The following is a 22,071-nucleotide window of genomic DNA, read 5'->3' as shown; positions in this document are numbered from 1 at the left end:
TCCGAAAAAACGTCAATCGAGATAAATTTTACGGTATACTCACAATGAATTAGTAAGAATATTTTATTGGGATTAATTTGAAAAGGATGGTTTTTATGAAAGAGCGCGTCATTTTAAAACGTAATCTAAAGAAAATAGGTTTAGCACTTCTTAGCGTTATCTTACTTGCAAATGTTTTATTTCAAACTAACTTTGTTAAAGCAGCAACTGACTATGGCTCTAGTTTTTTGCAATCAGTTGAATTGTTAGATGCAGATGGTAATCCAACAACTGATTTTGGTTATTATGATAGTGTTCAAGTTCATTATACTTGGGCAATCCCTAATTCGAGTAATGTGAAGGCAGGGGATACAATGCAATTTGTATTACCTCCAGAACTACAAATAGTAACAGATTTAGATTTTTCATTGAAAGACCATAAAGGCAATGTAGTGGGAAATGTAGTCGCAACTAAAGACACCGGCAAAGTAGTCATTACTTTTACAGACTTTGTAGAAAAAAACTCAGACGTTAGCGGTTATCTTGATTTTTGGAGTAACTGGGATAAATCTTTAGTTGAAGGAAACGAAAAAGTTCCATTAGTATTTCCAGTAAATGGCACTACAGAAACTATTACCGTAGAAGTCGGCGGGAAAAATCAAATCGATCCAACCGAAACTTTATACAAATATGGCTGGGCTAATGCCAAAAACCCGGAACTTATCCAGTGGGTAGTTCGAGTTAATTATGCCAAAGAAAACATTCAAAATGCTGTTTATGAAGATTTTGTTGGACCTAAACAAGTAATTGATTTTAATTCTATCCAAGCAGTACACGGCGAGTTTGACCCTGATGATAATTTCACCCCAGGAGCTGCAGTCCCGTCCTCAGACATCATTCAAACAACAGATGGTTTTAAAGTAAACCTAGGGAATTTAACAGATTCTGTAAAAATTTCTTACTATACTACCTCCACAGATAACGGAGCCTCCCCTAGTTATACAAATAAAGGGCAACTAACTGGCGACAACTATGTTACCCAAGAAATCGAAGTGGCGACCCCGACATCTGGCGGTAGCGGCGGCGGAGAAGGAACAACCGGTTCTGTAGAATTAACTAAAACAGATGATACCGCGGAGAGAAACCCTCTAGCAGGTGCCGAATTTAAATTAGTCAACTCAGCAGGAACAGTAATGCAAGAAAACCTTGCAACTGGTACCGATGGAAAACTAGCTATCACAAGCTTGAAGTACGACACATATCAATTAATCGAAACAAAAGCACCCGCGGGATACGTATTAGATGCGTCACCAGTAGAATTTACAATCGATGCCACCCACCAAGCTATATTTGTTTCAAAAGAAAATAAGGCAATTAAAGGATCTGTTTCACTCGTAAAAGAAGATAGTGAAACAAAAGCAACTTTAGCAGGCGCTGAATTTGAATTACAAGATAAAGCCGGTAATACGTTGCGCTCGAATTTAATCACGGATAACGCTGGAAAGCTAAATATCACAGATCTTGCACTTGGGGATTATCGACTTGTAGAAACAAAAGCACCGGTTGGCTATATCCTTGATGCCACCCCGATTAACTTTACTATTAGTGAAGCACAACTTAATTTAACTGTTACAAAAGAAAACACGAAAGAACCTGAAATACCTGTAGTTCCAGAAAAACCTATAATTCCAAGTAAACCTGATATTCCGGAAAAACCTACTGTGCCAAAAACACCAGTAGTACCAGATAAAATAGTAAGTTCAGATGAGCAACCAACAATATTACCAAAAACAGGTGACACTTCATTTGCTAGCGGCTTCGGAATCCTGCTCGTAGCGCTTTCTACCGCTGGATTAATTGCATTTAGAAGAAAATAACAAAAAAGGAACCAAAAGCACAGAGATAGTCGCTTTCGGTTCCTTTTCTTATATTGTCCGAGTTTGATCTTGTAAAACAGCTTTTAATGAGTGATAAGCTGGAATTGATATATTTAAATCCACTCGATTTATTTGCTGCGCCATTTTTGGTTGAATGCCAGAGATGAACGCCTCGACACCTAGAAGCTTGAGAACAGTTACTAAATTATTTAGCATGTCTCCAAGTGCATCGTCAAAGTAAGTTATTCCTGATAAATCAATACAAAGTTGCTCAACACCCAGTTGAACGCATTTCTTAGAAGTAATTTCAGTTAATTTATCTGCTCTTTCACGGTCAATTCCTCCCATTAAAGGAAGTATCGCCAATTTGTCAGTTATAGAAATAACCGGAGTGCTAATTTCCTCAATTAAACGATGCTGTTGTTCTAAATGTTTCACAATATCGTTATAATACATTGCAGAAAAAGCTTCATTGATTCGGTCAAACCCGTGATTAACCATCGCTAAGCTGGAAGAAAAATCACATTTAGAAACCTCATCATTATGGATGCAAAAATCGTTAACTGCCGAAACAAATTCACGGCGTAGTTTATCTAGGGTAGTAATTACTTCAGGCAAAGGAACTTCATTTTCCATACGACGCGCGTACATGTTATCAAGCCATTTATCAAGTTTCAGAAAGAAAGCCTTTTTACCTGTGAAATAAGAAATGATTAGGTCGGCTGTTTGCTCGCTATCTGCGCGAAGTTCATCTTTATATCGCGGGGAATAAACGAAACTCGTATACGTATTTTCATTTTCATAAATTTTCGAAAGCCAGTTGTTAATAATTTCTTCTGTATGGGCCCTTAAATAAAGTTCCATACTTCCATTCGCTTCATTCATACCAGACAACCCCTTTAAGTCTAAGTATAATACTTTTCTTTTATTCTATGCCCAAAAAGGTGTACTGTCCATTTATATTTTGGAAAAAAAGTTAATTTATTGAAAATGTAATATTATTTAACAAATCAGTCGTTATTTTTTTGTTAAAATTCCGAAGCTATTTAAGCCTTGTCATGGTATAATATTACAATATGGATAGAAAGGAAGTTTTTTGTGGGATTACAGGATGAACTTACAATGATGCAACCAGTGGTCATGAAGATTTTTTCAAAAAGTGTCCGCGAAAACCGATTATCTCACGGCTATTTATTAGAAGGGTCAAGAGGTACAGGCAAGAAACGCACAGCACTTTGGTTAGCTCAGAGTCTTTTTTGTTTGGAGCGGACTGAAACCAACCTTGCTTGTGGCGAGTGTGCCAATTGCATGAGAATAGCGAGTCATAATCATCCGGATGTTCATTTGCTAGAGCCAGATGGAGCTAGTATTAAAATAGATCAGGTTCGCGCGCTTAAGCAAGAATTAAGTAAACGCGGGATGGAATCAGATCAAAAAGTAGTTATCATTTACGATGCAGAAAAAATGACTGTGCAATCAGCCAATAGTCTGCTGAAATTTATAGAAGAACCAGAAGGCGGTTTGTTATTACTATTTTTAACGACAAATCCTGGGCAAATTTTGCCAACAATTCAATCAAGACTGCAACCTGTCACGTTTAAATCACTAACTTTTGATAGTCTTGTAGCTTCACTAACGGCAGCGGACATTTCCGAACAAAAAGCGCGGATTTATGCTAGTATTACTGGTAGCGTAGAAGAAGCGAAGACGTTTGAAGAGGGTGACTGGTTTAGTGATGCAAGAAATGTTGTCATCAAGTTATACGAAGGAATACACCATCAAGGAACGAGCCCATTAATTATCATTCAAGAATCATGGATGCCACTATTTAAAGAGAAAGATAAGATGGCGCTTGGACTCGAATTATTGTTACTGCTTTACCGCGATAGGCTGCATCTTACGCTTGATGAGAACTACGAACCTATTTGCACTGCGCAAAAAGAAATGCTCGGACAAGATGCGCTACGTAAGTCACTGTCCGAAACCACAGGGGAAATCGAGAAGATTCTCGCTGCGAAATCAAAACTGGATTCCAATATGAACACGCAACTTCTAATGGAGCAGTTAGTTCTTGAAATCCAAGGGAGGTAATCGCCATGCTTAAAATTGTAGGCGTCCGTTTTAAAGACGTTGGTAAAATATATTATTTCTCACCTGGAGATCTGGAAATCACAGAAAACCAAGGTGTCATCGTTGAAAATGCACAAGGTATCGAATTTGGGAAAACGGTCATTGAGCCGCGCTATGTGGACGAAGAAGATGTTGTTTTACCGCTAAAAAAAGTACTTCGTGTTGCAACAGAAGCAGATTATAAATGTGTCGCTGAAAATGGCGACTCTTGTCAGAAAGCCTTTTTACTGTGTGATGAAAAAATCCGTGAGCGTGAATTAGATATGAGCTTGGTGGATGTGGATTACACGTTTGATCGAAACAAAATTATTTTTTACTTTACTGCGGAAGGTCGCGTTGATTTTCGGGAACTCGTGAAAGATTTAGCGTCTGTTTTCCGGACTCGCATCGAACTGCGCCAAATCGGCGTTCGTGATGAAGCGAAATTGCTTGGCGGAATTGGCCCATGTGGTCGTATGCTTTGCTGTTCCACTTTCCTAGGCGACTTCGAACCAGTGTCTATCAAAATGGCTAAAGACCAAAACTTGTCCCTTAATCCAACGAAAATCTCTGGTTTATGTGGACGCTTAATGTGTTGTTTGAAATACGAGAATGATGAATATGAGCAAGCAAAACGTGAAATGCCAGATGTTGGTGTAAAAGTAAAAACTCCAGAAGGCGTAGAAGCACGTGTTTCGGGAATCAACTTGCTGTCTAGAATCCTACAAGTGAGTTTGCCCGAAGAAGAGACGGTTATAGAATACGAATTGGATGAGTTACGTCCATATAACGAATTTCTAAAACAACCGGCAAAGTCTTGAGGTGAAAAAATTGGATAAAAAAGCTATTTTTGACTCAGTCAGCAATATGGAGGAGCAAATTGGCGAATTGTATCAGCAACTTGGAGATCTAAAGACAAACTTAGGCGAAATGTTGGAAGAGAATAACCGGTTAAACCTTGAGAATGAGCATTTACGACGCAGACTTTCTTTGACGGATGAAGTGGCTCCTGAACCAGTGGCCGAAGAAGAGGCAGTTCATGGAGTGATGGCGCCGAATCGCAAAGAAGCAATGCAACAAATGATTGAACTCGGGGAAGGTTATGATAATCTTGTCCAACTTTACAAGGAAGGATTTCACGTTTGTAATGTACATTTCGGCAGTCCGCGTGGCAATGATGAAGATTGTTTATTTTGCCTATCCTTGCTTAACAAAAAATAACATGACGGGCCTTTCTCGATTCAGGAGAAGGGCTTTTTGCTAGAAAAGGTGAATCATTTGGAAAAACTCAAATTAATAGGCGATGAAAGGCTCGATTATTTACTAGCAGAAAATTTGCGGATTATTCAAAGTCCATCGGTATTTTCTTTCTCGATAGACGCGGTTCTCCTCGCGAAATTTAGTTATTTACCAATCCGTAAAGGGAAAATAATTGATTTATGTAGCGGAAATGGTATTATTCCTTTACTACTTAGTACGCGAACAAAAGCGCAAATAGTTGGCGTTGAAATTCAAGAGCGACTTGCAGACATGGCGAAAAGAAGTGTTGCTTATAATCAACTGGAAGACCAAATCGAAATAATCGAATACGATTTGAACCATATTACCGATTTAATTCCAAAAGAGCGCGCAGATATTGTTACGTGCAATCCACCGTATTTTGCAACCCCATCTACAAGCTTGAAAAACGAAAACGAACATTATCGTATCGCCCGTCACGAAATTATGTGCACGCTAGAAGATACAATTCGAGTTGCCGCAAGTCTTTTAAAACAAGGTGGTAAAGCGAATTTTGTTCACAGGCCAGAGCGCTTACTAGATATTATTGATTTAATGCGAAAATACCGCTTAGAACCGAAACGCATCCAGTTTGTCCATCCGCGAATTGACCGAGAAGCAAACACGGTTCTCGTAGAAGGCATCAAGGACGGGAAGCCGGGCGTGAAGTATGTCCCCCCTGTTATCGTGTACGATGAGCTAGGTGAGTATACCCCGGTTATTAAGGAGATTTTATATGGCGAAAGCGAATGAACATTTCTTTTACGTATTAAAATGTAGCGATAATTCTTATTATGGTGGCTATACGACGGATGTAACGCGCCGAGAAGCCGAGCACAATGCGGGAATTAGATGCAAATACACTAAAACACGCCGCCCAGTAAAAGTCATTCATTTTGAAAAATTTGAAACGAGAAGTGAAGCCACTAAAGCTGAAGCGGCTTTCAAAAAATTATCGCGCAAAAATAAAGACAGCTACTTAAGCGAACGGGAGGAGGAGTCGAAGTGATACAGAGCCAAAAAAGTTTTAGCGGAGACATTCAAGGGGCGCTATACTTAGTCCCAACACCAATAGGGAATTTAGAAGATATGACATTCCGCGCAATCCGAATGCTAAAAGAAGCAGATATTATTGCAGCGGAAGACACGCGAAACACCGTGAAACTATTAAATCATTTTGAAATTACGACCCGAATGACGAGTTACCATCAGTTTACGAAAGAGAATAAAGAAGATAATATTATTCAGCGGATGTTAGACGGTGAAGTGGTTGCGCTGGTTAGTGATGCGGGCATGCCTTCTATTTCTGATCCAGGTTATGAACTAGTCCAAAATGCGCTAAATGCAAATATTCCAGTCATTCCATTACCGGGCGCGAACGCTGCTTTAACCGCCTTGATTGCTTCAGGTTTAGCGCCCCAGCCGTTTTATTTTTATGGTTTCCTTCCTCGCCAAAATAAAGAGCGCACGCAGGCAATTGAAAAACTAGCAGCGCGCGAGGAAACTTGGATTTTATATGAATCACCACATCGTTTAAAAGAAACGTTAAAAGCGATTATTAAAATCACTGGAAATGACCGGAAAATGGTTTTATGTCGTGAGCTTACCAAACGTTTTGAAGAATTTTTACGAGGAACGGTTGAAGATGCGCTTAACTGGGCAACCGACGAAGAAGTTCGCGGGGAATTTTGTATTATTATTGAAGGAAATGCGAACCCGCCTTTAGAGGAAGAACTACTTTGGTGGCAGGAATTGGATATTAAAACACATGTAAGTACCGTGATGGAACAAGAAAATATTAGTTCTAAAGATGCCATTAAAACCGTTATGAAAGCGAGAAATTTACCAAAGCGCGAAGTCTACGCTGCTTATCATGAAATAAAATAAAAAATCATGCGAGAGATCTTGTTCTAGATCTCTCGCATGATTTTTTTAAATCGTATCTCCAAAGCGACGTTTGATTTCTTCCATTAACTCCGCAGCGCCTTCTTTACTAAGAGTCAGTTTACCATCCACAAATTTTTTATTATCAACAGAAAACTCTCCAGTAACATCACAAACCAAGCCAGCCGAATATTTTTTTAATACAATTGCATCTTCATCAGTAAAAATTTCTAGAGGGTCTTTAACGTTTAAATTCATTGTGCGTCTGATTTCAATCGGGATAACGACACGACCCAACTCATCGATTTTTCTTACCATTCCAGTTGATTTCATTTTCTCACCTTCTTGATAATTTTAATTCATTTTAACAGATTATCAATATAATAGGAATGAATTCGAGGTGAAAAGGGTATAGACCTTAAGCAGAAGAATTAGGGGGAATAAAAAATGAACATAGTTATCGCATTAATTCCGGCAGTGATGTGGGGGATTATGCCGTTAGTTGTTTCGAAAATTGGCGGTAAACCGAGGCAACAAATTATTGGTACAACATTCGGGGCACTAGCTTTCGCAATCGGCGTTTTTATTTTTACAAATCCAGAATATACAGCAACAATCATTATTGCTAGTTTTATTTCCGGGGCATTTTGGAGCTTAGGGCAAATGAATCAGTTCCGGGCCTTTACGCAAGTGGGCGTTTCTAAAACAATGCCACTTTCAACAGGAATGCAGTTAGTCGGTACCTCACTGTTTGGTGTTTTTGCTTTCCATGAGTGGGGAACAACATCGAAGCTAATCCTAGGTTTTTCCGCGTTAGCACTTATTATTATCGGGATATTTTTAACGAGTTATCAACAACATAAAGACGAAAATTCCGGCCAAAATATGAAAAAAGGAATTGTCACTTTACTTATTTCATCAGTAGGTTATGTAGGATATGTCGTTATCACTCGTTGGTTTGATATTAGTGGATGGGACGCGATTTTACCTCAAGCAATCGGGATGGTAGTCGCAGGATTATTATTTTCCATCAAGTCCGAAGAAAAACGTTTTACAAAGCAAACATGGTTAAATATGATTCCAGGGGTGATGTGGGCTACTGGTAACTTGGCTCTACTTTTCTCAAACAAATTGGTTGGGATCGCTACAGGTTTTTCACTTTCACAAATGGGTGTTGTAATTTCGACCATTGGAGGAATCCTTTTCCTTGGAGAGAAAAAAACCAAGAAAGAACTTATTCTGGTCATTATCGGGGTTATCTTAGTTATTATCGGTGGTACGATGATAGGAATTGCTAAAAGCTAAGACCAAGCTTCCGGTTTGATAAAATGCTATACTTAAATTAATCTAAATTAAAGGTGGTTATGGTGAAAATGAATGCGAAATTAGAAGTAAATGGTGAGCTTGTAAAAGAATCTTATGTTTATTTATTGTCGCGGTATCTCGTTTTACGTCAAGAAAATTTTGATACGAAAGAAGATAAAATTCCATATAACACACTTAAGCATAATTCGGTAGCTCCAGCAGATGCGAATTTTGTGAATCCTAACTTTGATGTGGTTTATTCAGAAGCTTGGATCGCTGTAGATGACGATAATGCTGTTATTTTAGAAGTACCAGAAATTAAAAATCGCTACTATACTGTGCAACTTTTAGACGGCTGGGGCGAAGTGGTAACAAATATCAATGAACGTAACTACCCAGATCATCCATACGGAAAATTTGCTTTCGTTAAAAAAGGAACAAATCCTTCCGTTCCAAGTGACGCTGTAAAAATCGAATTACCATCAGAGAAAGTAAAAGTACTCCTTCGCGTAGAACAAAAAGACGATCCTGAAGGCGCAGTAAAACTTCAAAAAGCATTCAAATTCGACGCACCAGATAATATAAAAATCAAAGAACCACTTGAGATTCCACATTTCACTAATGCAGACTTTTTATTAGAAGAAATTTATTCCAATTTAGAAGAACTTCTAGCAACGTATCCAGATAAAATGCCAAAAGCGGCTGAATTCCAAGATAAAGCAAGACAAGTTGCAGCTTATATTGAGCTTGGCGACGAGCAAAAAGCAGAAGTAAGAAACCTCATTGTAAAAGAAGCCATTCCTTATTTTACTGACGGGGCAAAAGGTTTCGGAACGCAAAAAGGCGGATGGTCAGTTACTTATGTGGCAGGCGCCTTCGAAAACGACATTTTAGCACGAGCGATTATTAATTACGGAGGTATCTGGGCGAACTCCATCCAAGAAGCTTTATATTTCATCGGGCAACAAGGTACGGACGGCGAACTTTTAAGTGGGGATAAAGTATACAAAATCCATTTCCCGAAAGATCAACTTCCAAATGGCCTTGCAGAAGCTTTCTGGTCCGTTACACTCTACGGCGTTCCAGACTATCATGTTATTCCAAATAAACTAAACAAATTCAGTATCAATGACTATACTGGTCCTAAGACAAATGAGGACGGAAGCCTATCACTTTATATTGCAGCAGAAAAACCAGCAGATGTTGATCCTGGTAATTGGCTGTCAAGTAAAGCTGGCAAAGGATTCTCACTAAACTTCCGACTCTATGTTCCGAAAAAAGAAGTATTAGAAGGAAAAGTATTCTTACCACCACTTGAAGTCCTTTAATAAACGAAAAAAGCTAAGTATGAAACTATCGATTTCAGATAGTAACATACTTAGCTTTTTTTATTTCTTTTTAAATAATAGTAAAGGGGCGCTAATTAAAAGAAGTAGAGCTCCGAAGATAGTGGATGATGTACTTTGATCAGTATCACCAGTTTTTGGTAAAGAGTTATAGGTTGTTTTTTCTATTGAATGACTAGAACTAGCTGGTTTTACAGTGACCGGATTATGAGCTGCCGGGTTATCTGGATTAACAGAGTCAACTGATTTAACGGGATCAACCGTAATAGGTGTTGGTATAACGGCAGCTTTTTTATAAATATAGTCAATTGTTTGTTCAGTATCAGTGAAAGTACCAGTTGCATTTGTAGGTGTGGTTTCTAAAGTATAACCAGCAATTTTCTTGCTTGTTGATTGGTAATTACTATTGAGAACTCCAGTTAATGTATCTGATTCTGCGATTTTATTACCATCGCTATCAAGATAATTCACTGTGATGTTTGCCCCGGCTACTGGAGCAGGAGTTGCTACGTGAACTGTAACGTTTACTACATTTGAAACGTTGCCAGCCTTATCGGTTGCTTGAACATTGACGGAATAATCGCCACTAACTGCTAAATTAACAGAGGAAGTAAAATCGCTTGAGAGGCTAACGGTGGAGTCGTAATTATCAGTAACACTAGCATTAATATCCGTTAAAAATTGTTCTTCCGTAACACTGCTTCCGGGGCTGTACGTGATTTCAGTTTTATCAGCTTTAACAACAGGAGCATTAATATCTTTTGGTTTTAAAGAGCCAGTAGAGGTTGACTTGTTACCAGCCTTGTCTTGACTTGTAATAGTGGCAGTCGCAATTAAGGAATCGATTTTGGCTTCTCCGCCTTCACCTGAATAAGAGGTTTTCCAGTCGAATTTTACTTTTGCTTTGGATAAATTGTCCCAACTTGTTACTTTGTCGAATTTAAAAGTAACGGTATTAGTGGAACTGTCAAAGCTAGTTGTCCCTACTTGATTTGTAATATCTTCCCCACCAACAGAAACTTGTAAATCCGTATAGTTCATGCCGGTTGGTAGAGCTAATTTTATTTCCAGTTTATAGTCTTCTTTGGTTTGATTCGTTAAATCTGGAAATGTAATAGTTGATGTATATTTATATGGAAAATTCTCATTGGTATTTTGTAGTAATGAAATATCATTTGTATCACGAGTATCAGCAAGTGCAGAAACGGGCGTAAGTGCTATTTGGCCAGCCAGAGTGCTTAAAATGATAAGGCTAGCAATAGTTTTTTTCTTAGTAAACATTGTTTAAATAACCTCTTTCCTGATGTTGAAATTTAATACAATTTAATTGTAGCACTAGATTTTGGAGTACAAGTGTACTAGTGGTAGTATAACGCGGGATACTTTGTCGAAATAGTGGCTAATGAGAATCATAAAAATATAAAACGTTCATTTAAACTTTGGCGATTAGCTCTATTAAATACTTTTACTCCGAAAACCTCTATCATCTTCCTGTTATTTCCGCTATAATGAAGTAATTGAAAACTAAATTAAACGGCAAACAAGGAGGAAAACGATTTGAACATTATGATTGCGCTGATTCCTGCATTACTTTGGGGAACAGTTCCGCTAATTATTACAAAATTTGGCGGTTCGACACGACAACAAACAATGGGGATGACGCTAGGGGCGCTCACTTTTGCAGTAATCGTTTTCTTCTTTACTGACCCGGTTTATACACTTAAAACAGTAGGAATTAGTTTTATAACAGGGTGTTTATGGACTGTCGGACAGATGTTCCAATTGCGCGCTTTTAAAATCATCGGCGTTTCAAAAGCGATGCCGATTTCAACCGGAATGCAATTAGTTGGAACAACACTTTGCGGCGTTATTCTATTTCATGAATGGGATACGACGTTACGCATTATTCTTGGATTTATCGCACTTGCGCTTATCGTTGGAGGGATTTTCCTAACTTCCTATGCGGAAAAAGAAGAAGATGGAACTAACGCTTTAAAACAAGGCTTAATTACATTAGTTATTTCATCTTTAGGGTATGTAGGGTTAGTCGTTCTCATTCAAGGGTTTAAAATCGACGGAATTAATGCGATTTTACCGCAAGCGATTGGAATGGTTTTAAGTGCCTTAATTATGACGCATAGTGGTGGCACGGAAAAACGCTTTAATAAACGTACATTGTTGCTCATTATACCGGGAATGATTTGGGCAGCAGGAAATGTAGCGATGGTACACGCAAACCAACTTGTCGGAGTCGCGACTGGTTTTTCACTTTCGCAGTTAGGTGTTGTCATCTCAACTATTGGCGGCATTGTACTATTAAAAGAAAAGAAAACCCAAAAAGAAATGCTTTATGTTATTGTGGGCGTAGTTTTAGTCGTTCTCGGCGGGATTTTAATCGGCGTCGCAAAAGGCGCTTAATTAATTATTTCGTTTAGCGCGAAAAATGATATAATGATACTAATTGTTTTATTTTTAAGGAGGGAATTGTGTTGCCTGAAGAGAAAAATACGTTTTATATTACAACACCAATCTATTATCCAAGCGGAAAAGCGCATATCGGACATGCTTATACGACTGTTGCGGGGGACGCGATGGCTCGTTATAAACGCTTAAAAGGATATGATGTGTTTTACTTAACTGGAACAGATGAACACGGTCAGAAAATCCAAGCAAAAGCAAAAGAACGCGGGATTTCTGAACAAGAATACGTGGATGAAATTGCAGAAGGTTTCCAAGAACTTTGGAAAAAACTAGAAATTTCTAATACTGATTTTATTCGTACAACACAAGACCGTCATAAAACATCCGTAGAAAAAATCTTTGAACAACTTTTAGAGCAAGGCGACATTTACTTAGGTGAATACGAAGGTTGGTACTCTGTTTCTGATGAAGAATACTTTACAGAAACACAATTAGAAGAAGTATACAAAGATGAAAATGGTAAAGTAATCGGCGGAAAAGCTCCAAGTGGTAATGAAGTCGAGCTTGTGAAAGAAGAATCCTACTTTTTCCGTATGAGTAAATACGCGGATCGTTTAGTAGAATATTATAATTCGCACCCAGAATTTATACTACCTGAATCCAGAAAAAATGAAATGATTAACAATTTCATCAAGCCTGGCTTAGAGGACTTAGCTGTATCTAGAACCACTTTTGATTGGGGTATTAAAGTTCCTGGCAATCCAAAACATGTTGTTTATGTGTGGATTGATGCGCTTTCTAACTATATTACTGCGCTTGGGTACAACACCGACAATGATACGAAATTCCAAAAATACTGGCCAGCTGATGTGCAAATTGTTGGGAAAGAAATTGTTCGTTTCCATACGATTTATTGGCCAATTATGTTGATGGCACTAGATTTACCACTTCCAAAAATGGTATTCGGTCATGGCTGGATTTTGATGAAAGACGGTAAAATGTCGAAATCCAAAGGTAACGTAGTAGATCCTTATATGTTGATTGACCGCTACGGCCTAGACGCGCTTCGTTACTATTTATTACGTGAAGTTCCATTTGGTTCAGATGGTTTATTTACGCCGGAAGACTTTGTTGACCGCGTAAACTATGATCTTGCTAATGACTTAGGAAACTTACTTAATCGTACAGTTGCAATGATTAATAAATACTTTGATGGTGAAATTCCAGCTTATCAAGGTAATGTAACAGAATTCGATCAAACATTAGTAGATTTCAAAAATAACGTCGTGAAAGAATACGAAGGTAGTATGGACCATATGCAGTTTTCAGTAGCATTAAACCAACTATGGTCACTAATTTCTCGTACAAATAAATATATTGATGAAACTGCTCCATGGGCACTAGCTAAAGAGGAAGATAAGCGTACAGAACTAGCGAGCGTAATGACGCATTTAGCTGAAAACTTACGTATCATCGCAGTTTTACTTCAACCATTCCTAACAAGAACTCCAGGTGAAATCTTCTTACAACTTGGCTTACAAGAAGAAAACTTGAAGAAATGGGATAGTATCTATGGCTACGGCGAAATTCCAGAAGGTACAACGGTAGTGAAAAAAGGTACGCCGATTTTCCCAAGACTCGATGCAGAAGTCGAAGTTACTTATATTCAAGATGAAATGAAAGGCTCTGCACCAGCTCCTGCTGAAGAAACTGCAGAAGTTGAAGCACTTGAAACCCCGCAAATCGGTATTGAAGATTTCGACAAAATTGATCTTCGGGTTGCGGAAGTAAAACAAGTAGACAAAGTGAAAAAAGCAGATAAACTTCTTTGTTTCCAATTAGACTTAGGTGAAGGTAAACTACGCCAAGTTCTTTCAGGTATTGCAGAATTCTACCAACCAGAAGAGTTAATTGGCAAAAAAGTTATCGTTGTTTCTAACTTAAAACCTGTGAAACTTCGCGGACTAATGAGCGAAGGCATGATTCTCTCAGGAGAAAAAGATGGAAAACTAAGCGTAATTGAAGCAAATAGCGCACTTCCAAATGGCGCAAAAGTAAAATAATAAAAACGAGCCCTAATTCGCTGGAGTTAGGGTTCATTTTTTTATCGAAAAAAACTTTTTAAAAAAAGATTGCATAATGCAAACGATTACAATATAATGTAACTATACTTACTTAATTCAATGAACGAAGTAAGTGCTCATCCAGAAGTAAAGGAGCCGGACTATGGATATCTTAAGAAAAGGGAACAAAGACTTAATTAAAGATATAAATCGCTATACCGTGCTGAATTTAATCCGTGAAAAAGGAGAAATCACACGTACAGAAATAGCTAAAAAATGCGATTTTGGGATGTCTACATTAACGTATATTCTAGATGACTTGCAACAAGAAGGCATTATTCTAGAAGGTGCGGAAACATCATCTACTGGGGGCAGACGTGCCAAACTAGTAAGATTTAATAAAGATTATGGATTTGTTGTTAGTGTCAAAGTAGAAGAGGAACAACTTCTTTTTGCGTTAACAGACTTAAATGCAGAAATTATTAAAAATACTTCCATACCATTTTCATCAGAGAAAAAACCGGAAGATGCAATAGACTTAATTGCTGAAAATGTAAAGAAAATGTGTAAAAACAGAGATATGAAAAACTTGCTAGGCGTTGGGATTGCTATTTCAGGTCTAGTGAATCGTAAAAAAGGAACAGTAATCCGCTCTACTATGCTGGGCTGGGAAAATGTCGCCTTAGAAGCGATGTTACATGTACATTTCCCTGATATTCCAGTGTATGTAGATAAAAATATAAACTGCTACACACTCGCAGAACTTTGGTTAGGTGAAGGGAAACAATCCAATAATTTTGCAACCGTTTCAGTTGGTGCTGGACTTGGTTTATCTGTTGTTATTAACCGTCAAATTTATTACGGTGCGCAAGGTGGAGCTGGAGAATTTGGTCATACAACAATCCAACCAGGCGGATACAAGTGCCACTGTGGTCAAAAAGGGTGCTTAGAAATGTACGCATCCGAATTTTACTTCCGAAACCGCGGCGAAGAAATAAAAGAAGCTTTTCCTACATCTGAATTAAATGATTTTCATTTTGATAATGTAGCAAAAAGCGCGCGTGCTGGTGACGAAATGGCGATAGAACTTATGGGGAAAATGGGAGAATATTTAGGATACGGGATTCGAAATATCATTAACACCTTTAACCCAGAGAAAGTAATTATTGTCGGGGAAGGCTTACACCACAGAGATTTATTCTTAACTAAAATTGATGAAATTGCTTCACAGAACTTTTTTTCAGGGGCTGGCTTTGAAACGGAAATTACAACAACTTCTCTAGAGGATCCTGCGTGGTTACAAGGTGCGGCTTTACTAGTCATCCACCAACTATTCCAAGTGCCAATCTATGAAGAAGAACAAACTTTATTACGTTAAAAGTACATAAATTATTTCGGGAGGTTATTTTTACATGGTTGGTATGACTAGAAAGAAAACACTATTTTGGCTATGCATTTTCTTGTTGCCCAATTTATTAGGTTTTCTCATTTTTATTGCTATCCCAATCCTTGGCTCGCTCGGTATTAGTTTTACCGATTGGGACTTAGTGAGTACGATTCACTTTACTGGATTTGAAAATTACAAACGGTTATTTAATGACCCAGAATTTTGGAAGTCATTTAGAAATACTATCACATTTATCATCGGTTACTTGCCAAGTGTAATGATTCTTGGGCTAGCTTGTGCCTTGATGTTAAACCAAAAAATTAAACTTAGACCATTTTTCCGAGCAGTGTACTTCTTACCCGTGATTACTTCATGGGTAGCTGTTTCACTCGTTTGGAAATGGCTTTTCAACCCTTCATACGGTCTCATCAATTATTTCTTATCGTTAATTGGAATTGCTGGACCGAACTGGTTAACAGATCCACAAACAGCGATGATTGCAGTTATTATAACTAGTGCGTGGAAAGATATTGGTTTCGTTATGGTACTGTTTTTGGGTGGTTTGCAAAATATTTCACCTTCCTATTACGAAGCTGCAAATATGGACGGAGCGTCAAAACTTCGCCAATTATTCTCAATCACCATTCCGCTTCTTACTCCGACTACATTCTTTGTGACGATAATTTCACTTATCAACTCATTCCAGGTGTTTGACCAAGTGATGATTATGACAGAAGGTGGACCAAGTGGAGCGACGATGACCTTAGTCCAAAACATTTACAATCATGCATTTAGATACTTCGAAATGGGCTATGCTTCCGCGATGAGTTGGATATTGTTTATTGTTATTTTCATCATTACAATTATTCAAAATAAACTTCAAAAAAGGTGGTCCAATTACTAATGAAAACAGAAAAAAGTGGTTCACCAAAATGGCAACTAATAAAAAATATTCTTACCTATACGATTATCTGTCTTGGTGGAATTATCATGCTTATGCCGTTTGTTTGGATGATTTCAACAGCCTTTAAAACAGGTGCGGCAAACATGGTTCTACCGCCACAATTTATTCCCAAAGAACCGACAACCGCAAACTTCACTCAAGTATTTGAAATGTTCCCAATGTTAAGATTTTTAATGAACTCAGTTGTTGTTGCCGTTGTAACGACACTTGGTCAAATGCTGTTTTGTTCGATGGCAGCATACGCATTTGCGAGAATACCTTTCTGGGGCCGCGATAAGTTATTTTTACTTTATTTAGCGACAATGATGGTTCCAGCTCAAGTTACGATGATTCCGCAATTTATCTTAATGAAACAATTTGGTTGGTTAGATTCTTATGCAGGGCTGATTGTACCAGCGTTATTCAGCGTTTTCGGCACTTTCTTATTACGCCAAGCTTTCATGGGAATTCCAAAAGAATTAGAAGAAGCCGCATTTATGGATGGGGCAAATCATTTTACTATTTTCCGAAAAGTTATTTTACCACTTGCGAAACCTACATTTGCAACACTTGGAATTTTAACTTTTATGCAATCTTGGAACAGTTATTTATGGCCATTAATCGTGACAAGTTCACAAGAAATGGCAACTTTACCTTTAGGATTATCTCTTTTACAAGGTAGATATGGAACGAATTACGGCTTAATGATGGCGGGTGTACTTATTAGTGTTATCCCGATTCTAGCAGTGTACCTTTTTGCTCAAAAATATTTCATCCAAGGAATGGCAATGAGCGGAATGAAAGAATAAAAAACCAACAAAAAAGGAGTGTTACAAATGAAAAAAGGTTTATTATTGTTAATGGTAGTTGTACTGTCTGTATTTGGTCTCTCAGCTTGCGGCGGTGGTAGTAGCAGCGGCGATAAAACAGAAATAACGTATTATCAATTCTCTGCCCCAGCGGATGGAAAAGCACTTGATAAAATGGTAAAAGAATTTGAAAAGCAAAACCCTGATATTAAAGTAAACGTTCAAACAATCGCATTTAACGACTATTTCACTAAACTACAAACACAAATCGCAGGTGGCGATGCTCCTGATGCCTTTGAACTTAACTACGAAACATTCATGCAATACGCTGAAAAAGGTGTTCTTGCAGATTTAACAAGCTATATCGAAAAAGATAAAGATTTTGATCCATCTACTCTTAATAAACAAGCGTATGATGCTTTCAAATATGAAGGCAAACAATACGGTATGGTAGAAAGTTTCTCCAACGTTGTAACAATTTATAATAAAGACCTTTTTGACAAAGCCGGAGTTGAATACCCAACTGCTGACTGGACTTGGAAAGACGAAGAAGCTGCAGCGAAAAAATTAACAGATGCTAAAAATAAAGTTTGGGGAACTTCCCAACCAGTAACAATGAACGAATTCTTCAAAGTAGCTGCACAAAATGGTGGTTCAATTTTCGATAAAGATATGACAAAAACTACTATTAACAGCCCTGAAAACTTAGAAGCATTAACTCACTTAACTAATGAAGTAACAGAATCTAAGGTTGCTCCTTCACCATCTGATTTATCTGGACAATTACCAGAAGACTTATTCATGAATGGTCAAATCGCAATGCTTCATACAGGTATTTGGTTATTCGATATGTTCCAAGATGCACCATTTAAATGGGACGTACAAGTAGAAGCAGGCAATAAGCAAAAAGCGACTCACTTCTTCGCTAATGGAATCGGTGTTTCTAAAGACTCAGATAAAAAAGAAGCAGCGTTCAAATTTGCTTCCTTCATGAGTGCAAATAAAGAAGCGGCAAAAATTAGAATTGCAAACAACTGGGAACTACCAGCAACCGAAAACAAAGAAATTTTACAACCGTATCTAGATGCGACTCCTCCAGATAACAGAGAAGCAGTTTTCGAGTCCTTACAATATATGGTATTACCTCCAGTTGTAAAAGATTGGAACAAAATTAGTGATTATACAAACTCAGAATTTGAAAAAGTGCTAAACGGCGAATCTACACCAGAAAAAGCACTGAAAAATAGTGAAGATAACATCAACAAAACAATGGGCTTTAAATAAGTAACGAGAGTGGCAGGGACGTTTGTAAGTACCTTTACAAATTAGACTGCCACTTTAGTATATCCAAGAAAGGAAATAAAACATGTCTAAATTCACAAAATTAATGCAGGGTTACTTGCATTTAATAGAAGGAAAAAATGAAAATATCAAGCCAATCCTACTGGAAACAAAACCTGACTTTACAACTGATTCAGTACTTGAAACCGCTTCTTGGCTATGGCTTAGCAGTAAAATCAACCATTATGACAGAGAAGAAGTAGAGCCAGTAATTGCATTTTTAGTTGAAAACTGGAATCGTCCTGAAAAGTCTATTTGGGGTTCAGGTGAAAATGATATTTATTTAGCAACTATTTCAAGTGTATACTCTGCATTATTAGATGTGAAAAACACTTTTCCAAAACCGGAGTTACAACAAACAATTACAATTATCCGCGACTATTGTTTTGATAATTTATTAAAAGGTGATAGCATCCTTACTGGCTTTAACACGCGGAAAGTGTCAACCGACCAACTTCTATCCGTGCTTCCGTTTGGGTTATTTTCGCCCGAAGATCTTGTAATGGTGGCGGCTGTTGGCAAAATGGAACAACAATTAGTGCAAGATGATGGAGTATTGCCTTATTCAGGAGCTCCGAAAGTTAATTCCTTTGCAACGGCTCTAATGGCGCTATATTTCTTAGAAAAAAGTGACCAAGATAAAGCGTTACACTATTTGAATATGGCAATGAAGATGGAAGATAATGATGAACTTGGCACGATTTTTATTCAAATTAATCAAGCTTTCCGGGCGATGGAAAGTGAAGTAACAGCGCATATTTCACACGATCCTTTCGGGAATGAAAATCGCTATGAGCAGCAGTTAACTGAACGTACGCCACATTACCCCGAAACAGAAATGCATTTTTCGGCTGCGTGTGAAGTTATTTCTGGAATCGAAGCAATCCAAGTCGAACTTGTATTAAAAGAAAAAGACTGGACCATTTTATGTGAGAAAAAAGAGAAAAATGATGTCCAAATCTGGGAAGCACTCGTTCCGCCATTAGAAGAAGTTGGCGAATACACGTATTATTTCCGGGCGACAATGAAAGACCAAACCACTTTGACATCAGATGATTATACTGTCGAACCAATCTGGAAACACTGGTCAGAAGAAGCAGCAATTTGTGAAACAGAGCAAGGCTTAATGGTTTTATTTAAAGAAAATCCATCAAGTGTCATCCCGGTCGAGTTCGCCGTGAAATCAGATGAACTTGTAATCGGATTAAAACCTTCATTTGAAGCGAGCAATGTTAAAACAAAATCATCGGGCCAATTGAAAAAAGATGATTTAGAGATTATCGTTTCAAATAATCCAGTGCGTCTTGAGGTTCACTTTAAAGGCAAATTAATTCTAGAATCGCATAAAATTTACCCAGCGTTACAATGGTATACCGATAAAACTGGCACGATTAACAAAGTAAAACTGCATTTAGACGCGCCAAAAGAAGAAGAGTATTACGGCTTCGGTGAACGCTACAATGCATTAGGTCAGCGCGGGAATGTACTTGATTGCTTTGTTTATAATCAATACCGCGACCAAGGAACAAGAACCTACATCCCGATGCCGTTTTATCATACGAATCGTGATTATAGTGTGTTCGTTGATACCGCTCGTTACACAAGTTTTGATTTAGGTAACCAATTAGCGGATAAGCATACGATTACAGTAGAAATAAATGGCTGTGATACGGATATTTGTCTTCTAATGGGAGATATTCGTAGTGCAGTTGCTAATTATATGAAAAAAACTGGCAAGCCTGCAATGGTTCCAGTCTGGGCGCTTGGACCGTGGATGTCTAGTAATAACTGGGACCGTGAATCTGTCGTTCGAAATGAAGTAGAAACAACGCAAGAGCTGCAAATTCCATCAACGGTTGTCGTATTAGAACAATGGAGCGATGAGGCTACCTATTATATGTTCAATGACGCCGAATATGATGAAAAAGCACCTGCAGAAGCATATAGCTACGATGAAATTCGATTCCCTTCATGGGGCAGATGGCCAGATCCAAAAGGGATGGTTGACTACATCCATGACAACAAAATGAAATTAATTCTTTGGCAAATCCCAATTCAAAAATACTTAAATCGTCAACAACACCCACTAAAAGACCGTGAAGAAGCCTATATGATTGAAAAAGGCTATGTGGTAAAAAATCCGGATGGCTCACCGTACCGTATTCCAGAAAACTGGTTCACAGAAAGCTTGATTATGGATTTCTCCAATGAAGAAGGAAAAAAATGGTGGTTTGATAAACGACAATATTTGATTGATATTGGCGTTGATGGCTTTAAAACAGATGGCGGCGAATTCGTTTTTGGAGAAGGATTGCAGTTTGCTGATGGTAGACGTGGCGATGAAATGCGTAATCTTTATCCAAATGACTATGTGGAAGCTTATTATCAATTTGCGCAACAAAACGATGGCATGACATTTAGTCGCGCTGGCTATACGGGCGCTCAAAACTTCCCGGCTCACTGGGCTGGTGATGAAAGATCGACTTTCGACGCGTTTAGAAGATCGCTCATTGCTGGACTTTCAGCTGGATTTTCTGGAATTCTGTTTTGGAGCTTTGATTTTGCAGGATTTAATGGTGACATTCCAACTGCCGAACTATTTATCCGTTCTGCGGAAATGGCTACTTTCTGCCCAATTATGCAGTATCATGCCGAAAGTAAAGCCGAATTCAACCAAGACCGGACACCGTGGAACATAGCTTCAAGGACTGGGGATGACTCGGTAATCCCAATATACCGTCATTTCGCGAATGTAAGAATGAACATTTTACCTTATATTTATAATGAATCGTTAAAATGCGTCGAAACTGGCTTACCGATGATGCGTGCGCTTCTGCTTGATTACAAAGAAGATCCCCGTGTTTCTGATATGTATGACCAATACTTATTCGGGGAAGCTATGCTGATCGCGCCAGTAATTGAAGACGGGGTGCGTTCGAGAGAAGTATATTTACCAGAAGGAACTTGGTATGATTTCTGGAATGGAACTAGAGTAAGTGGGCCAACTTTACGCAAATGTAAAGCGGATAAAGAAGAAATCCCAGTATTCATTCGTGGCGGGAAAGCCGTGCTATGTAACGTTGATGCCACTTTGAAACTCGGCTCATGGGTTGGAAATACAGTGGAGGAATACGATACCCCATTACTCAAAGTTTATTTAGACGGCGATTTCACTGAAGAAATTACTGACCATTTATCAGAAAAATGGCTAGTAAAAGTTACCGAAAATGCGGATGAAGTAACTATCTCCGTTCAAACAAATACGCCAGAATATGAAGTTGAAGTAATTGGAACGACCAAAAAAGTACAAATAAAGAAAGGAAGATAAC

The 22,071-nt window shown here is 38.1% G+C and carries 19 protein-coding genes; 16 read left to right on the top strand and 3 right to left on the bottom strand.

Going from position 1 to position 22,071, the window contains the following annotated elements:
- The first annotated feature begins 95 nt into the window (after window positions 1-95).
- Window positions 96-1,856: a SpaA isopeptide-forming pilin-related protein gene (locus OC533_RS07655; RefSeq protein ID WP_194323782.1), complete on the top strand. Its 1,761-nt coding sequence runs from the start codon at window positions 96-98 to the stop codon at window positions 1,854-1,856.
- A gap of 48 nt (window positions 1,857-1,904) precedes the next feature.
- Here the strand turns inward: OC533_RS07655 and OC533_RS07650 are convergent, their stop codons facing one another.
- On the bottom strand, window positions 1,905-2,741 hold the full coding sequence (locus tag OC533_RS07650; RefSeq protein WP_160464723.1) for an STAS domain-containing protein: 837 nt from the start codon (window positions 2,739-2,741) through the stop codon (window positions 1,905-1,907).
- Between the two features lie 213 nt (window positions 2,742-2,954).
- Here OC533_RS07650 and holB point away from each other — a divergent pair, with 213 nt between their 5' ends.
- Genes holB through rsmI form a run of 6 tightly spaced genes read left to right on the top strand, consistent with a single transcriptional unit; the run spans window position 2,955 to window position 7,130 of the window.
- Complete coding sequence (gene holB / locus OC533_RS07645; RefSeq protein WP_070751981.1) at window positions 2,955-3,947, top strand: DNA polymerase III subunit delta'; 993 nt, start codon at window positions 2,955-2,957, stop codon at window positions 3,945-3,947.
- Between the two features lie 5 nt (window positions 3,948-3,952).
- Window positions 3,953-4,786 (top strand): stage 0 sporulation family protein, encoded by an 834-nt coding sequence (locus OC533_RS07640; protein WP_003772526.1) that lies wholly within the window; start codon window positions 3,953-3,955, stop codon window positions 4,784-4,786.
- Between the two features lie 10 nt (window positions 4,787-4,796).
- Window positions 4,797-5,186, top strand: coding sequence for a DNA replication initiation control protein YabA (gene yabA, locus OC533_RS07635; protein ID WP_010990275.1), 390 nt, complete (start codon window positions 4,797-4,799; stop codon window positions 5,184-5,186).
- Window positions 5,187-5,243: 57 nt separating this feature from the next.
- Window positions 5,244-5,996 (top strand): tRNA1(Val) (adenine(37)-N6)-methyltransferase, encoded by a 753-nt coding sequence (locus OC533_RS07630; protein ID WP_010990276.1) that lies wholly within the window; start codon window positions 5,244-5,246, stop codon window positions 5,994-5,996.
- A complete protein-coding gene (locus OC533_RS07625) occupies window positions 5,980-6,252 on the top strand; it encodes a GIY-YIG nuclease family protein (RefSeq protein WP_003759922.1) in 273 nt (90 codons plus the stop codon). The genes OC533_RS07630 and OC533_RS07625 overlap by 17 nt, the downstream gene beginning before the upstream one ends.
- The gene (gene rsmI, locus OC533_RS07620) at window positions 6,249-7,130 is read left to right on the top strand and encodes a 16S rRNA (cytidine(1402)-2'-O)-methyltransferase (RefSeq protein ID WP_003772523.1); all 882 of its coding nucleotides are present in this window, start codon (window positions 6,249-6,251) and stop codon (window positions 7,128-7,130) included. Before OC533_RS07625 ends, rsmI begins: the two co-directional genes overlap by 4 nt.
- Window positions 7,131-7,175: 45 nt before the next feature.
- Here rsmI and OC533_RS07615 read toward each other — a convergent pair whose 3' ends face one another.
- On the bottom strand, window positions 7,176-7,460 hold the full coding sequence (locus tag OC533_RS07615; protein WP_003759929.1) for an AbrB/MazE/SpoVT family DNA-binding domain-containing protein: 285 nt from the start codon (window positions 7,458-7,460) through the stop codon (window positions 7,176-7,178).
- A 114-nt stretch (window positions 7,461-7,574) separates the two neighbouring features.
- On the opposite strand from OC533_RS07615, the gene OC533_RS07610 reads away from it, so the two are divergent.
- Both OC533_RS07610 and OC533_RS07605 read left to right on the top strand, forming a co-directional pair.
- On the top strand, window positions 7,575-8,432 hold the full coding sequence (locus OC533_RS07610) for a GRP family sugar transporter (RefSeq protein WP_003759931.1): 858 nt from the start codon (window positions 7,575-7,577) through the stop codon (window positions 8,430-8,432).
- A 62-nt stretch (window positions 8,433-8,494) separates the two neighbouring features.
- Window positions 8,495-9,760, top strand: a complete 1,266-nt coding sequence (locus OC533_RS07605) for a DUF1254 domain-containing protein (protein ID WP_262265255.1) — start codon at window positions 8,495-8,497, stop codon at window positions 9,758-9,760.
- 60 nt (window positions 9,761-9,820) lie between these two features.
- On the opposite strand, the gene OC533_RS07600 is transcribed toward OC533_RS07605, so the two are convergent.
- The gene (locus OC533_RS07600; protein ID WP_194323780.1) at window positions 9,821-11,059 is read right to left on the bottom strand and encodes a MucBP domain-containing protein; all 1,239 of its coding nucleotides are present in this window, start codon (window positions 11,057-11,059) and stop codon (window positions 9,821-9,823) included.
- 276 nt (window positions 11,060-11,335) lie between these two features.
- Between OC533_RS07600 and OC533_RS07595 the strand changes: the two genes are divergently transcribed.
- The 7 genes from OC533_RS07595 (at window position 11,336) to OC533_RS07565 (ending at window position 22,070) form a co-directional block, all read left to right on the top strand.
- On the top strand, window positions 11,336-12,196 hold the full coding sequence (locus OC533_RS07595) for a GRP family sugar transporter (protein WP_003759937.1): 861 nt from the start codon (window positions 11,336-11,338) through the stop codon (window positions 12,194-12,196).
- A gap of 65 nt (window positions 12,197-12,261) precedes the next feature.
- Entirely contained in the window at window positions 12,262-14,262 is a 2,001-nt protein-coding gene (metG, locus tag OC533_RS07590) for a methionine--tRNA ligase (protein WP_255299986.1), read from the top strand.
- 163 nt (window positions 14,263-14,425) lie between these two features.
- A complete protein-coding gene (locus tag OC533_RS07585) occupies window positions 14,426-15,640 on the top strand; it encodes an ROK family transcriptional regulator (protein WP_010990281.1) in 1,215 nt (404 codons plus the stop codon).
- Between the two features lie 34 nt (window positions 15,641-15,674).
- A complete protein-coding gene (locus OC533_RS07580; protein ID WP_003722709.1) occupies window positions 15,675-16,553 on the top strand; it encodes a carbohydrate ABC transporter permease in 879 nt (292 codons plus the stop codon).
- Window positions 16,553-17,401, top strand: a complete 849-nt coding sequence (locus OC533_RS07575; protein ID WP_003759946.1) for a carbohydrate ABC transporter permease — start codon at window positions 16,553-16,555, stop codon at window positions 17,399-17,401. The genes OC533_RS07580 and OC533_RS07575 overlap by 1 nt, the downstream gene beginning before the upstream one ends.
- A 27-nt stretch (window positions 17,402-17,428) precedes the next feature.
- Window positions 17,429-18,685 carry an ABC transporter substrate-binding protein gene (locus tag OC533_RS07570; protein ID WP_194323778.1) on the top strand — a complete coding sequence of 419 codons (1,257 nt, stop codon included), beginning with the start codon at window positions 17,429-17,431 and terminating at the stop codon, window positions 18,683-18,685.
- 82 nt (window positions 18,686-18,767) lie between these two features.
- A complete protein-coding gene (locus tag OC533_RS07565) occupies window positions 18,768-22,070 on the top strand; it encodes a glycoside hydrolase family 31 protein (RefSeq protein ID WP_226894234.1) in 3,303 nt (1,100 codons plus the stop codon).
- Window position 22,071 lies beyond the last annotated feature (1 nt).

It is taken from the genome of Listeria sp. Marseille-Q6474, from assembly GCF_946902005.1.
GTDB classification, from domain to species: domain Bacteria; phylum Bacillota; class Bacilli; order Lactobacillales; family Listeriaceae; genus Listeria; species Listeria innocua.
Note: the sequence above shows the minus strand (reverse complement) of the source record. Positions and strands in the feature narration are given on the sequence as shown.